The organism is Pseudomonas sp. R38(2017), from assembly GCF_002112395.1.
Taxonomy (GTDB): Bacteria; Pseudomonadota; Gammaproteobacteria; order Pseudomonadales; family Pseudomonadaceae; genus Aquipseudomonas.
This window is the reverse complement of sequence record NZ_NEHN01000002.1, coordinates 194,351-207,558: the sequence shown is the minus strand read 5'-3', so window position 1 is coordinate 207,558 and position 13,208 is coordinate 194,351. Positions and strand designations below refer to the sequence as shown.

General features: G+C 58.6%; 15 protein-coding genes and 1 pseudogene. 6 read left to right on the top strand and 10 right to left on the bottom strand.

Features of this window, described 5'->3' with window-relative positions:
* Positions 1 to 73 precede the first annotated feature (73 nt).
* Complete coding sequence (locus CAF87_RS04635; protein WP_085731056.1) at positions 74 to 370, bottom strand: hypothetical protein; 297 nt, start codon at positions 368 to 370, stop codon at positions 74 to 76.
* Positions 371 to 865: 495 nt separating this feature from the next.
* Here CAF87_RS04635 and CAF87_RS04630 point away from each other — a divergent pair, with 495 nt between their 5' ends.
* On the top strand, positions 866 to 1,132 hold the full coding sequence (locus tag CAF87_RS04630; protein WP_085731057.1) for a DUF2790 domain-containing protein: 267 nt from the start codon (positions 866 to 868) through the stop codon (positions 1,130 to 1,132).
* Positions 1,133 to 1,223: 91 nt separating this feature from the next.
* Positions 1,224 to 1,622 (top strand): hypothetical protein, encoded by a 399-nt coding sequence (locus CAF87_RS04625; protein ID WP_085731058.1) that lies wholly within the window; start codon positions 1,224 to 1,226, stop codon positions 1,620 to 1,622.
* On the opposite strand, the gene CAF87_RS04620 is transcribed toward CAF87_RS04625, so the two are convergent.
* On the bottom strand, positions 1,619 to 1,888 hold the full coding sequence (locus tag CAF87_RS04620) for a DUF1652 domain-containing protein (RefSeq protein WP_085731059.1): 270 nt from the start codon (positions 1,886 to 1,888) through the stop codon (positions 1,619 to 1,621). The genes CAF87_RS04625 and CAF87_RS04620 overlap by 4 nt on opposite strands.
* 371 nt (positions 1,889 to 2,259) lie before the next feature.
* Between CAF87_RS04620 and eco the strand changes: the two genes are divergently transcribed.
* Positions 2,260 to 2,745, top strand: coding sequence for a serine protease inhibitor ecotin (gene eco, locus CAF87_RS04615; RefSeq protein WP_085731060.1), 486 nt, complete (start codon positions 2,260 to 2,262; stop codon positions 2,743 to 2,745).
* 20 nt (positions 2,746 to 2,765) lie between these two features.
* Positions 2,766 to 3,071, top strand: a complete 306-nt coding sequence (locus CAF87_RS04610; RefSeq protein ID WP_085731061.1) for an NIPSNAP family protein — start codon at positions 2,766 to 2,768, stop codon at positions 3,069 to 3,071.
* Between the two features lie 21 nt (positions 3,072 to 3,092).
* Here the strand turns inward: CAF87_RS04610 and ilvA are convergent.
* From ilvA to CAF87_RS04595, 3 genes and pseudogenes are all read right to left on the bottom strand, one after another.
* A pseudogene (gene ilvA, locus CAF87_RS04605) lies at positions 3,093 to 4,091 on the bottom strand (threonine ammonia-lyase, biosynthetic); the annotation flags it as partial.
* Positions 4,092 to 4,292: 201 nt separating this feature from the next.
* Entirely contained in the window at positions 4,293 to 5,216 is a 924-nt protein-coding gene (locus CAF87_RS04600) for a magnesium transporter CorA family protein (RefSeq protein WP_085731063.1), read from the bottom strand.
* Positions 5,217 to 5,223: 7 nt separating this feature from the next.
* Complete coding sequence (locus CAF87_RS04595) at positions 5,224 to 6,798, bottom strand: RimK family protein (protein WP_085731064.1); 1,575 nt, start codon at positions 6,796 to 6,798, stop codon at positions 5,224 to 5,226.
* 92 nt (positions 6,799 to 6,890) lie between these two features.
* On the opposite strand from CAF87_RS04595, the gene rimI reads away from it, so the two are divergent.
* Positions 6,891 to 7,994 carry a ribosomal protein S18-alanine N-acetyltransferase gene (rimI, locus tag CAF87_RS04590; protein ID WP_085731065.1) on the top strand — a complete coding sequence of 368 codons (1,104 nt, stop codon included), beginning with the start codon at positions 6,891 to 6,893 and terminating at the stop codon, positions 7,992 to 7,994.
* A 5-nt stretch (positions 7,995 to 7,999) separates the two neighbouring features.
* On the opposite strand, the gene CAF87_RS04585 is transcribed toward rimI, so the two are convergent.
* Together CAF87_RS04585 and CAF87_RS04580 are read right to left on the bottom strand one after the other, a co-directional pair.
* Positions 8,000 to 9,145, bottom strand: a complete 1,146-nt coding sequence (locus CAF87_RS04585) for a PQQ-dependent sugar dehydrogenase (protein WP_085731066.1) — start codon at positions 9,143 to 9,145, stop codon at positions 8,000 to 8,002.
* Positions 9,146 to 9,195: 50 nt separating this feature from the next.
* Positions 9,196 to 9,519 (bottom strand): hypothetical protein, encoded by a 324-nt coding sequence (locus tag CAF87_RS04580; protein ID WP_085731067.1) that lies wholly within the window; start codon positions 9,517 to 9,519, stop codon positions 9,196 to 9,198.
* Positions 9,520 to 9,711: 192 nt separating this feature from the next.
* Here CAF87_RS04580 and CAF87_RS04575 point away from each other — a divergent pair, with 192 nt between their 5' ends.
* On the top strand, positions 9,712 to 10,560 hold the full coding sequence (locus tag CAF87_RS04575; RefSeq protein ID WP_085731068.1) for a Ku protein: 849 nt from the start codon (positions 9,712 to 9,714) through the stop codon (positions 10,558 to 10,560).
* Between the two features lie 54 nt (positions 10,561 to 10,614).
* Here the strand turns inward: CAF87_RS04575 and lpxO are convergent, their stop codons facing one another.
* The 3 genes from lpxO to CAF87_RS04560 form a co-directional block, all read right to left on the bottom strand.
* On the bottom strand, positions 10,615 to 11,514 hold the full coding sequence (lpxO, locus tag CAF87_RS04570; protein ID WP_085731269.1) for a lipid A hydroxylase LpxO: 900 nt from the start codon (positions 11,512 to 11,514) through the stop codon (positions 10,615 to 10,617).
* 572 nt (positions 11,515 to 12,086) lie between these two features.
* Complete coding sequence (locus CAF87_RS29460; RefSeq protein ID WP_085731270.1) at positions 12,087 to 12,563, bottom strand: hypothetical protein; 477 nt, start codon at positions 12,561 to 12,563, stop codon at positions 12,087 to 12,089.
* Between the two features lie 179 nt (positions 12,564 to 12,742).
* The gene (locus CAF87_RS04560) at positions 12,743 to 13,204 is read right to left on the bottom strand and encodes an anti-virulence regulator CigR family protein (protein ID WP_085731069.1); all 462 of its coding nucleotides are present in this window, start codon (positions 13,202 to 13,204) and stop codon (positions 12,743 to 12,745) included.
* Positions 13,205 to 13,208: the final 4 nt, after the last annotated feature.

Sequence of the window (13,208 nt, the reverse complement as noted above, 5' to 3'; positions counted from 1 at the left end):
ATATAACCGACTTCATCCAGCCCAATGACCAAGGGGAGTCCAGACGGACTCCCCTTTTTGCTTTTGCATTCCGTTAAACCGGCGCCTGCCAGTTCAACATCCGCTGCTGCGCAACCTGCAGCAAATCGCTGCCATCCTGCGTCAGCAGGTACAGCGCATGGGTGATGTGGGGAATGTCCTGGACGTCGGCGTGTTTGAAGCACAGGCAGTGCAGGGTTTCGAGCAGGTCGGCTGCGGCGCGGATGCGTTGCACGGCGGCTTCGAAGATGTCTTGGGGGTTGGCTTCGGTGTCTATGACCAGCGGTGCGCTGTCGGTGACGCCGCTGTTGAGCGGGAGATATCGGGCGGAGCTTAATTTCAGGATTGGCATTGGAATTACTCAAGGCAGCTTGATAGTAACCGCCAGCACCGTGACCAAACGATGGGGAGGCGGACTGTGTACAGGCTTGGTCAACCGAGAACCACCTGACTCGGTTCGCCCGAAGGCGACCCTGCACACAGCCGCCACAGCAATGCACTCCACGGACACGAATGTTCGTCGGGGCGAATAATGGCACACATGCACAGGTGATTACGTTAGGTGACCAAACCTAAGTCGCTGATTTTGCAGCGACGCCAAAACCATAACCGCCCCGCTCCAGCCGCCGGAAGCAGACAAGGCAGCGGTTCCTGTAGGAAGGCGCCGAGAATCCCCCGAGAAACAATCCCCCGTCAGACAGCCGGCATTCAGCCGGGTTAACCCTCGCTTAACGCCGTGGTCAAAGACTCTAGTCATCCGCACGCTCTCAGCCGATGCTGACGCCCAGTGCGGCAGGTCCGGCGTGTTTCACGCCGGGCTTTCTTTCCGTCGCACGGGAGTCTCTCCATGAACATTCGTCCGTTCCTCCTCACTACCGCCCTCGCCTGCACTGCGTTTGCCGGGCTGGCCCAGGCCAATGACACCACGACCACCAAAGCGGTGCCGTACACCTATGGCATGCCGTTGAATGTGGCCAAAGTGGTCTCGATGACCGAGCAGCCAACCAAGGCCTGCAAAGTGATCGAAGCCGACATGAAGTACATCGACACGTCAGGCAAACCCGAAGAAATCACTTACCGGAAAATGTCTGACGCCTGCAGCTTCCAGAACTGACAGAAAGCTCTGATTTGCGCCTTTGCGGTAGGCGGGCAAGGGTCTCGAGGGGTATGCTCGGGGCCCCTCCTCACTGCCGCAAGGATTCGCCATGCAGTTGTCGTTTCGCACGTTGTCGACCATCACCTTTTCCCTGTGTTTTTTGTTGGCGCTGGCCTGGGGCCTCGTGCCGCAAATGCTGCTTTCGATGTGGAGCATCGAATACTCCGAGGCAGCAGGATTTGTCGCACGACGCATGGCAGTGCTGTTCGCGGCGTTGGGGGTGATGTTCTATCTGGTGCGCAATGCTCCGGTGTCAATCGCACGCAATGCAATGAACAACGGTTTTATCGTCGGCTGTTTTGGTCTGGCGGTGCTGGGGTTTGCTGAATGGCTCAACGGCCACGCCGGCCCCGGGATTCTGCTCGCGGTGCTGGTCGAGTTCGCGCTGGGCCTTGGCTTCTTGCAGGCCCGGCGCGTGACGGTCGAACTGGGTGAAACGGCGCGTTAAACGACTTTCGATCGCGCGGTATAGGGCTGAGTTGTCGCGTTTTGCGCCAGATCAGAACGCAACCCGGCAATCAGGCCATTGATTTCGCGACAGCTGTTCAGGTGACTGGCATCGATGCCACTGACCAGCAAATCAACCTGATCGGTCTGGTGATCGCCATAGACCTTGACGGTCATCGACAGATCCGGGGACAGCGTGCACTGACAGCGTTTCGGCAAAAAGCTGCTTTCAATGATATTGCGTAGTTCCAAGGCAGACAGAAACATGGCGAACCCTCTCCTTACTGTGAGACTGCCAATCAAGTATTCACATTGACCGTTGCCACTGTTCCCGGCGGGTGTATCCCCGCTGAATCCCTGGGTATGGCAAGCGGTTGTACTGCGAAATGCCCATTGGAGTGTAGGCGCACAAACTCGGTGCGCCGCACCAAATCAACGCATAAAACGTGCCTTTCATCGGGTCGACTTCACCTCCTGCCAAATCAATGACTTGGCGAAAATGCGGGCAAGTGGCCAGTTGCAAAATGCAAGATTCGATCGTGCAGGCACTGCAATTTGCATGCGGCTGGCGGTTTGCATTCATCGCCCATGGCAGTGAGAATGCCCGTCAACCAACGTACACCCGCCAGGAGGCTTCAATGGGAAATTTCACTGTTTACGCGACCGCCGGCCTGATGCTCGCGAGCGTCTCCACCCTCACCCACGCCGCCAAACTCGAAGACACGGCGCCCTACCCCAAAGCCGAAGCCGGATTCACCCGCCAGGTCATTCACCTGCCGCAGCAGGCCCAGGAAGACAACTTCAAAGTCGAAATACTCGCCGGCAAAACCCTCGAGGTGGATTGCAACCGCCAGCGCCTGGGCGGCACCCTGGAAGAGAAAAACCTCGAAGGCTGGGGCTATCCGTTCTACCGCCTCGAGAAAGTCAGCGGCCCGATGAGCACGATGATGGCCTGCCCGCCCGGCACCCAGAAAAAGCGCGCCTTCGTCCCGGTGATCGGTGACGGCTTCACCGTGCGCTACAACAGCAAACTGCCCATCGTGGTTTACGCACCGTCGGACGTCGAAGTGCGTTATCGCATCTGGTCGGCTTCGGACAAGGTCGGCACTGCCATTCCCGAGTAACTCGCCAAGGAGCAGCGGCATTGATTACCTGCCACGTCAGATACGTGATTGATCCCTACCAGCTCGACGCCTTCGAAGCCTATGCCAAAACCTGGCTAGGCATCGTCGAACGGCTGGGAGGGACGCATCACGGCTATTTTCTGCCCTCGGAAGGCGCGAGCGACATCGCTTACTGCCTGTTCAGTTTTCCGTCGCTGGCGGATTACGAAAGCTATCGCCACATTGCACTGACCGACCCGGAAAGCACCGCGTTGGTGGCGGACCTGATGGAGAAGAAGTTCATCATCAGCTACGAGCGCAGCTTTCTGCGCCCGCTGCTGCCCTGAACACCTTTACGCCTCAATCCCGCCGGCCGCAGCGCGCTCGGCGACGTGGCGCAAGCTGTCGAAGTTGATATTGGCGCCGGAATCGATGGCGATCAGCGTCTGATTCCGTGCGCCAGTCTGCGCCACGTACTTTTTGATGCCCGCAACCGCCAACGCGCCGGAAGGCTCGGTGATCGAGCGGGTATCGTCATAGATGTTCTTGATCGCCGCGCAGAGCTCATCGTTGCTGACAGTGATCACTTCATCCACGCAGAAGCGACAAACCTCGAATCCGTAGGCGCCGATCTGCGCCACCGCCACGCCATCGGCGAAGGTGCCGACGCTGGGCAACACCACCCGCTCATCCGCTTGCAACGCAGCTTTCAGGCAGGCCGAGTGCTCCGACTCCACGCCGATGATCCGCACCTCCGGCCGCAGGTATTTCACATACGCTGCGATACCGGCGATCAAACCACCACCGCCCACCGGAACGAAGATCGCGTCCAGAGCGCCTTGGTGCTCACGCAGGATCTCCATTGCAACCGTGCCCTGGCCGGCGATCACATCGGGATCGTCGAACGGCGAGACGAACGTTCGCCCGGTCTGCTGCGCCAGTTGCAGTGCGTGGGCCAGGGCGAACGGAAAGCTTTCGCCATGCAATAGTGCCTCGCCGCCGCGACTGCTGACACCCAGTACTTTCAACTCAGGCGTGGTCGCCGGCATCACGATCGTCGCCGCAATCCCCAGCTCACGGGCCGCCAGCGCTACACCTTGAGCGTGATTGCCCGCTGATGCCGTAATCACGCCACGGGCCTTCTGCGCATCGCTCAATTGCACCAGTTTGTTGTAGGCGCCGCGGATCTTGAAAGAGAACGTCGGTTGCAGGTCCTCGCGCTTGAGCAGGATTCGGTTGCCCAGCGCTTCAGACAGTGCCGGCGCAGATTGCAGCGGCGTGCGCACCGCCAGTTCATACACCGGCGCGGCGAGGATCTTTTTCACGTATTGCTCAAGCAAGGCTTGCTGGTCGGGGCTGTGGCGCATGGTCGTCTCCTGACTTTTTATTCAGAACCCCGGAGACAGAAAGTAAAAACCCGCCTCTAGGGCGGGTTGGGTGCTGCAGTCGTGAGCTAGCCCGCCAAATGAGGAATGGCGGTAATAATGCTTGGCTGGCAGCGCAATACGGTGGAAGTCATGGCCCCGAAATTAGCTCGGGCATTGCTGGCAAGTCAATGGCGAATTTTGTCATTTCGCCAGACGCCTGAGCCCGAACAGCATCCCCCCCGCCCCCAACAGCATCGCCGCCAGGAATATCGGGTACGACACCCACCACGGTGTCCCGGCGGTCATCATGCTGAATTCGGACATGCCGCCGATGCTCGCAATCAGGTTGAGCGGCAGGAACACCACGTTGATCAGCGTCAGTTTGCGCAGCAGGTTGTTCATGCTGTTGTTCATGAGGTTGCCCCGGGCGTCGATCAGCCCGGAGAACACCGTGGAATAGATTTCCGCCTGCTTGTAGCACTGGTTGTTTTCGATGATCAGGTCGTCGATCAGGCCGATGGCTTCGCTGCCGAAATGCTGTTTTTCGGCGTGGTTGCGCAGCCGCGTCAGCACCGCGCCGTTGCTGTGCAGCGCGTTGATGTAATAGATCAGGCTTTCGCTGAGGTTGAACATCTGCACCAGATGCTGGTTCTGCATCGAGGCGTTGAATTTCTGCTGCAACTCCCGGGCGACCAGTTTGATCACCTTGAGGTGCCCGAGGTAGTGATGGATGTTGTTGAACAGCAGGTCCAGCAACACATCCAGCGGCGTATTGAGCGGCCGGCCCATACCGAGACCGTGCAGCGGCGTGTCGTCGGTGGCGATCACCAGCAACTGGCCCGGCGAAAACAGCAAACCGCAGGACGACACCTCGAACGCCAGACTGCCGCCCCCGGAGTAGTTCTCGGGGCGTTTCCAGATCAGAAACAGGTGATCGGGATGAAACTCGATCCGCGACACCTCGTCCGGGTCCAGCGCAGAGGCCAGAGCATGCTCATCCAGTTTGAAGTGACTGTGGAGGAGGTCGCGTTCAGCCGCGTCGGGGTCGCTGAATAACATCACCTCGGCGTCCAGTCGCTCGACCCGTTGCAAGGCGCCGTGGCTCAGTGCAAAGCTGTTGATCATCGGCCGGTCACCAGGCCTGACCGCGGCGTTTGAGTTCCAGACGCCTCACGAACTCCTCCAGGACCAGCGAATACAGGTCGTCCTGCAAGTAGGCGTCTTCGATACCGGCGTCGAGGTTCGGGTTGTCGTTGACCTCGATCACCACCACTTTGTCGCCCGCCTGCTTCAAATCGACGCCGTACAAGCCATCGCCGATCAGGTTGGCAGTCTTCACCGCCAGTTCCACTACCGCGCGCGGCGCTTCGTGGATTGCCAGCGTGCGGCATTCGCCGTTGGCGTCCTGGCCCTTGGCCTTGTGGTTGTAGATCTGCCAATGGCCCTTGGACATGAAGTACTGACAGGCGAAGATCGGTTTGCGGTTGAGCACGCCGATGCGCCAGTCGTACTCGGTGTAGAAGAATTCCTGGGCCAGCAACAGCACCGAATGTTCGAACAGTTCGGCGGTGGCCTCCAGCAAAGCTTGCTGGCTCTCGACCTTGATCACCCCCCGAGAGAAACAGCCATCGGGAATCTTCAGCACCAACGGGAAACCCAGGCGTTCGCCGACCCGTTCGAAGTCCTCCGGTCGTTCCTTGTAGAGAATTTCCGTGGCCGGCATACCCAGTTGGTGGCTGTTGAGCAAATCAGTGAGATAGACCTTGTTGGTGCAGCGCAGGATCGACGTCGGGTCGTCCATCACCACCAGCCCTTCGCTTTCTGCTTTCTTGGCGAAACGGTAGGTGTGGTTGTCGACGCTGGTGGTCTCTCGGATCAACAAGCCGTCGTACTCGGCGAGCCTTGCGTAGTCCTTGCGTTCGATCAGTTCGACATCGATGCCCATGCCTTTGCCGACCCTTACGAAGTTTTCCAGCGCCCGGGCGTTGGACGGCGGCAAGGCTTCCTGCGGATCGTGCAGGATCGCCAGATCATAACGCGCCACTTGCGGTGAACGCGGAACACGCCAGACCTTGCGGCTGAAGCCGTCCAGCGCATTGGCGAACTGATCTTCCTGATCGTCGCGCAACTTGTGCAGCGCACCGGACTTTATGCCTTCGATGTGCCATCCGTTAGTTCGACGGAATTCAACTAACAGAATCGGACACGGGAACACTTCAAACAATTGCCGGGCCAGATCCTGTAACGGTTCGATATGCGTTCTGCCGAAATAAAGTGTCAGCGTGAAACCTTCGGTATCGCTGTAGAGGTGATGACTGAGGGCCTTTTCCAGAGTTTTATCCAGGTCATCCAGCGCCAGACCGTAAAGAGATTTGCGGGTCAGTTCGCTGATGGTTCGCACTGACGGGATCACCTTGTGCCCCCGGGCCTCGGCCAGCAATGAGCAGTAGTAGCCGTGGCCTAGATACTTGTAGCTGCGGCACAGGTTGATCACTTGCACCCGTTTTCCCGGCTCGCTGTCGGGCGGTTGTTCGAGGTATTCCTGGGCCGTGAGGATGTCTTCACTGGGAAAGTACGAGGCCCAGTCCTCCTTGCGTTCGACGATGATCAACACTTGACTGGAAGTTCTGATTTGCGGTTTTAAATAAGTTGCCGGTGGCAAACTTTGACTGGATACTTCGCGCCAATGACCCTGTACCGCTGACATAGAAATTGATCCGTTGGAGAACAAGACCTTTTCTATTAAGCACGAACTTTTTCGAAAGTCCCGTTTCGTTACGCAACTTTTACGGCGGTCATATGAACACTGTTTTTCGCTTGGCGACAGTTGATGATTTAGCGGCGCTGCTGGCACTGGAAATGCACTGCTTCACCACAGACCGGCTCACTCGCCGCAGCTTTCAATGGATGATTACCCGAGCCCACGGCCAATTGCTGGTGGCCGAACGTGAGGGCCAGTTGCTGGGTTATGCGCTGGTGCTGTTCCATCGCGGCACGTCGCTTGCGCGGTTGTATTCCATCGCCATTTCCCCCGAAGCCCGGGGCGGTGGCCTGGGCAAGCAGTTGCTGCAGCGCATCGAAGCCTGCGCCCTTGAGCATGACTGCGCTTACCTGCGGCTGGAGGTACGCACTGACAACCCGGCCGCTATCGCGCTGTACGAACGCAGTGGCTATCGGCGCTTTGCACTGATTCACGACTACTACGAAGACCACGCGGACGCGTTGCGCCTGGAAAAGCGCATCCTTCAACACCACGACTCACGCAGCATCAACGTGCCCTATTACCGGCAGACCACCGATTTCACCTGCGGTCCGGCCTGTTTGCTGATGGCCATGGGCGCCTTGCAGGCTGATCGTCTGCTGGAGCGTCGCGAAGAGCTGCAGCTCTGGCGCGAAGCGACCACCGTGTTCATGACCGCCGGTCACGGCGGTTGCAGCCCTCAAGGTCTGGCGTTGGCCGCGTGGCGCCGAGGGTTTCGCGTACGATTGCAACTGAGCATGACCGGGCCGCTGTTTCTCGACGGCGTGCGCGACGCGCATAAAAAAGACGTCATGCGCCTGGTGCACGACGAGTTCATGGCACAACTGAACGACACCGATGTCGATCAAATCATCGGCACGACACTGGATTTGCCCCGCCTGCTAAACGCCGGCGGGCAACCTTTGGTGTTGATCAGCAGCTATCGTCTGACCCGCTCCAAATCGCCACACTGGGTGATCGTCACCGATTGCGACGAAGATTTCGTCTACCTGCACGACCCGGATGTCGACCACAGCCAACATCGCCAGCCCATGGACTGCCAGCACGTGCCGGTCAGCCATGGGGAGTTCGAAAAAATGTGCCGGTTCGGGCGCGGCAAGCTGCGGGCGGCGGTGGTGCTCTACGCCCGCTCACCCGCATGATGCGTTCATTTGAGTCCGACCTTGTACAGAGCACCGTCGGACTCATCTGTCAGCAGATACAGATAGCCGTCCGGCCCTTGGCGCACATCCCGGATGCGTTGCTTCAAGTCGCCCAGCAAACGCTCTTCATGCACGACCTTGTCACCGTCGAATTGCAGCCGGATCAGTTCCTGGGTGGCAAGCGCCCCGATGAATACGTTGTGCTGCCAGGGTTTGAAACGATCGGCATCATAGAACGCCATGCCGGTGACGCCGGGTGATTTTTCCCAGACATGATGCGGTGCGACAGTGCCTTCGGCGGTTTTACCCTGGGCTTCCGGAATGGGCTGCATCGAGTAGTTGATGCCGTGAGTTGCCAGCGGCCAGCCGTAGTTCTTGCCGCGCTCGATGATGTTCACCTCGTCGCCACCGCGCGGGCCGTGTTCGTTCTCCCACAACGTGCCAGTCCATGGATTGAGCGCTGCACCCTGCGGGTTGCGATGGCCATAGGACCAGATCTCCGGACGCACACCGGACTGACCGACAAACGGGTTGTCATCCGGCACCTTGCCGTCCGGATAGATCCGCACGACTTTGCCCTGCAGCTTGTCCAGATCCTGCGCGGTAGGCCGGTCGTTGTTTTCGCCGAGGGTGATGAACAGATACCCGTCCCGGTCGAACACCAGCCGCGAGCCGAAGTGATTGCCGACCGACAGCTTCGGTTCCTGACGGAAAATAACGTTGAAGTCCTTCAGGGTTTTCAGATCATCCGACAGGCGCCCGCGCCCGACCGCCGTCCCGGCCTTGTCACCGGCGCCGCCGCCCTCGGCGTAAGACAGGTACACCAGACGGTCCTGTTTGAAGTCTGGCGACAGCACCACATCGAGCAACCCGCCCTGCCCCTTGGCCCAGACCTTCGGAACGCCCTCGATGGGCGCCGATCGCTTGCCGTCCACACCCACTACCCGCAGATTGCCCGGACGCTCGGTCACCAGCATGCCCTGTCGATCCGGCAGGAACGCGAGCGCCCATGGATGCTCAAGCCCCTGAGTAATCGTCGTGACTTCAAGTGTGCCCTGCTCGCTTTGTAGTTCCTTGGGAGCGGCGGCGAATGCCGGGCCGCAGATCACTGCGCTGGCACACAGGCCGGCTAAAAGGGTTTTACGCAACATGCACGATTCCTTTTGTTCGATTGAAGGGCTGACAGAAACGGTTCTGCCATTCAACGGTTGCTGTCGCCGTCACGGGCGGGTGGATTGGGAATGAATTTCGGCGGTGTGCTCGGCACCGAACGCAGTGGCTGGCCATTGCCGATGCCGCCGTTTTCCACGGTGGGCGGTCGAGGGACGGGGACGGTATTCGGCCCGCGGACCACCGGGTTGGCTGGTTGCGTACCCTGCATGCTGTTGGGATTGGCCCGGTGAATCGGGCTGTTGTAGGGGTTGCTGCTGTTGCCGGTCGGGCTTTGCGCCAGCAACAGGGTATCGGCATGAACCGCCCCGCCACTGAGGGCCAGCAATGCGATGCCAAGCAGAATACGGTTCATGGACGGCCTCTCTCGATGCGCGTGGATTAGAGCCTTCGAGTCCACGCTACGCCGAGGGTTCGGATTTGTTAACCCGTGATCGATAAACAAGATGTAACACGGCTTGACCTGTCGTTTACCGGCGTCGCGCAAACAACGGAAACTTTTGCGCCGGGCCACAGGTCACCCGAACATCACTCGGAGAACGGCACCATGGCTCGGGCAATCTGGAAAGGCGCAATCAGTTTCGGTCTGGTGCACATCCCCGTGGCGCTGGTTTCGGCAACCTCGTCCCAGGGCGTGGACTTTGACTGGCTGGACAGCCGCAGCATGGACCCGGTTGGCTATAAACGGGTCAACAAGATCACTGGCAAGGAAGTCACCAAGGAGCACATCGTCAAAGGTGTGCAGTTCGAAAAGGGCCGGTATGTGGTGCTCAGCGAGGAGGAAATCCGTTCGGCGCACCCGGTGTCGACCCAGACCATCGACATCTTCGCCTTCATCGACAGCGAGCAGATCCCGCTGCAAAACATCGACACGCCCTACTACCTGGCACCGGACAAGCGCGGTGGCAAGGTTTACGCATTGCTGCGCGAAACCCTCAGCAAAACCAAAAAAGTCGCCCTCGCCCGTGTGGTGTTACACACACGTCAGTACCTGGCGGCGCTGATGCCGCTGGAGTCGGCACTGGTGCTGGTGAAACTGCGCTGGCCACAGGAAGTGAGAAGCCTTGATGAACTGGCGCTGGGCAGCGAAGTGACCAAACCGCAACTGGCGAAAGCCGAACTGGACATGGCCAAACGACTCGTTGAAGACATGAGCGCCGACTGGAATCCCGAGGATTACCGCGACGAATTTGAAGACAAGATCATGGCCCTGGTGGACAAGAAGGCCCATGAAGGCAAGATCGAGGACGTTGAGACCCTTGAGGGCGAAGAAGAACGCAAGTCTGCGGATGTGATCGACTTGACCGAACTGCTCAAACGCAGTCTCGGCGGGAAATCACCGACCAAACCAGCGAAGAAGACAACCCCGGCGAAAAAGACCAAAAAAGCGTCGTGAAAATGAAATCGGGCGACTGTCTTTCAACAGTCGCCCGATTGATCAGATCAGTTATCAGATCAGAATGAAGATCGCCAGCAGGCCACCGAAGATCGCCCACTTTTCCAGGTAATAGCGCGCGCGATTGCGCTTTTTCAGCTCTTTGCCGCGCAGGCGGACCTTGTAGATTTTGGTAAACAAGCGGTTGATACCGCCGGTGCGGTCGCCCGCATCGTTCGGCGCACCGGCCGCCGACATCACAGTACGGCTGAACCAGCCGTTGAACGCGGCTGCCCAGCGATATTTCATCGGGCGCTCGACGTCGCAGAACAGGATGATGCGGTTCTTGTCAGTGGTGTTTTCGGCGTAGTGAATGTAGGTCTCGTCGAACATCACGGCTTCGCCGTCGCGCCAGTGATAGTTCTCGCCATCGACGTTGATGTAGCAACCGGCGTCGTTCGGCGTTTCCAGGCCCAAGTGATAACGGTAGGAACCGGCATACGGGTCACGGTGACGCACCAGTTTCGAGCCTGGCGGCAGTTCGGCGAACATCGCCGCCTTGATCGAGCCGATGCTCTGCACCAGTTCAGTGGTACGCGGGCACAGTTGCAGCGCCGACGGGTGACTGTCGCCGTACCATTTCAAATAGAAACGCTTCCAGCCAGTCTTGAAGAAAGAGTTGAAACCGACATCGTCGTACTGGTCCGAACGCTTGATCGCACCGGCACGCAGAAGATTCTGACCTTCCTCGCGGATTTCTTCCCAATGGGCCTGCAACGGGCTCAGATCGGGAAAGTCCTTCGGGTCGAGGTAGGGTTTGTTCGGTTTCTTCGAAAACAGATAAAGGAAGCAGTTGATCGGCGCGAGAAACGTCGAGTGATCGCTCAACTGACGGCCCAGTTTGTGACGCACACGACCACGCAGGTGAACGTATGCAATGGAAATGACATAAATAGCAGCAATGATGAGTTTCACGGAAATCGTCACACGTCAAAAGTGAACAAACTGCGCGCCTGCCAGCCGTTGGCCTAGGGTCTGATGCAGTGGCATGAATACAAATACTGTCCCGGTGGCACTTCCTTGAGCCCTTGCCGTTAGCGGCTATTGGGTGATCGGATGGCATTTTAGCCATACTTTGTAACCAATGGTGAACCTCATCTGTGAAAAACTGTCCGCTGAATCGGCCAAACGGCAGCCGTTGCGCTCGCGCGCGCGCCAGCCATGCCAGTGACATCAGCGTTACGGCAGATTGAGTTCGACGAAAAGAAGTGGCGGCAGTGCGCCAGACGTGGTGCTGACGGCAGCATGAGGCGTTGATTTCCTGGAGCCAGACCGAAGAATTCAGAAGAGCACTGCAGAGTTTGTCTCTGAATGTTCGTGTGCCTGGCAGGACTTTTCAGGATCGGAGCAGATAGGAACCCGGCCACAACAAATGACTGGCCCGGGGGACTGAAGCAGAGTGCCGCAAATGCTGAAGCGAGATACTGATGATCCGCCAGGCCAGAGGTTCAATGAAACCAATCGACCTGGCGGGCCGTGAGCCGCGCTTATTTGGAGGTTGAAAGGCTAGCCTTGCTCAATCCCTTGGTATTGTGATCGCCAGGCGTTGTAGCCGAGATCGCCGTCGCCTTCGACAAGCCCCGTGTCGCTTTAGAATGTGCAACACCTGAAGTCGCTGTGCCGTGTCCACGGTCAGCGTTGTGGTCACGTCCCGTGTGCTGACCACTCACACCGTGATCCCGAACGGCTCTGCCTTCATGATCCGCCTCCTGGCCTTCGGCACGACCATTATTGGAAGCGCTGGCCGAGTGCCCGGCGCTATCGCCGCTATGCCCGGCACCGCCGACACCGCCACCGTGACTGCCGCCACCGCCACCCGCACCACCGTTACCACCACCATGACCACCGCCATCCTTGGCATAGGCGGAGGGCATGACGGACATTCCGGCAGGCAGCAACGGCGCCGCAGCAAACATCATTACGCACGACATGACGGCAACGAGGTTTTTACTTTTGAAACGCATGATGGCATCCACAAAGGTTGATTTTACTGCCATCTAGGACGCACTCAGGAACATCGAGTTCAACCACGAGCGATAAGACAAGGCAGCAATACCTCACATAAAAAGTGGGTGAGAAGATGTCGCTATTGCTACCCGTGAAATGGTCAGGAAACATCCGAACCCGGCGCTACAAAACCGGGCTAGTCGAATGCTCCATTCAAGACTTCGTAGATAATCCCACTGGCGATAGCCACCAGAATCAGGTCCGTTCCCGCCTGCTGCCACTCATATCCGTCGTAGTGAGGCAACCGGCCGGCCAGCCGGCCATCCAGTTTTTTGGCAATACCCGGTGGCAAGGGTTTACCGCGCGCCAGTTTTTTCTGAATGCCCGGTGGTAGCGCAGGGCCCGGGCTCCAGTAATCTCTGTAACCGTTGAGCACGCCCAGGACACCGCCTCGATCGACAACCGGTGCATTGTCCCAGTGTCCTGAGCTCGCGCCCTTGTATTTCCCGCCCTGGTTGCCGTGGCCCTGACTGTTCTGCTGTCCGCCCTTTCCATTCCCTTTGCCATGGTCATTTCCCGGATCAGCCAACGCCGTCACCGAACTTGCCGCCAAGGCCAGGCTGGTAAGAGTTGCGACAAGTAAGCGTGCTTTAAACATGGCT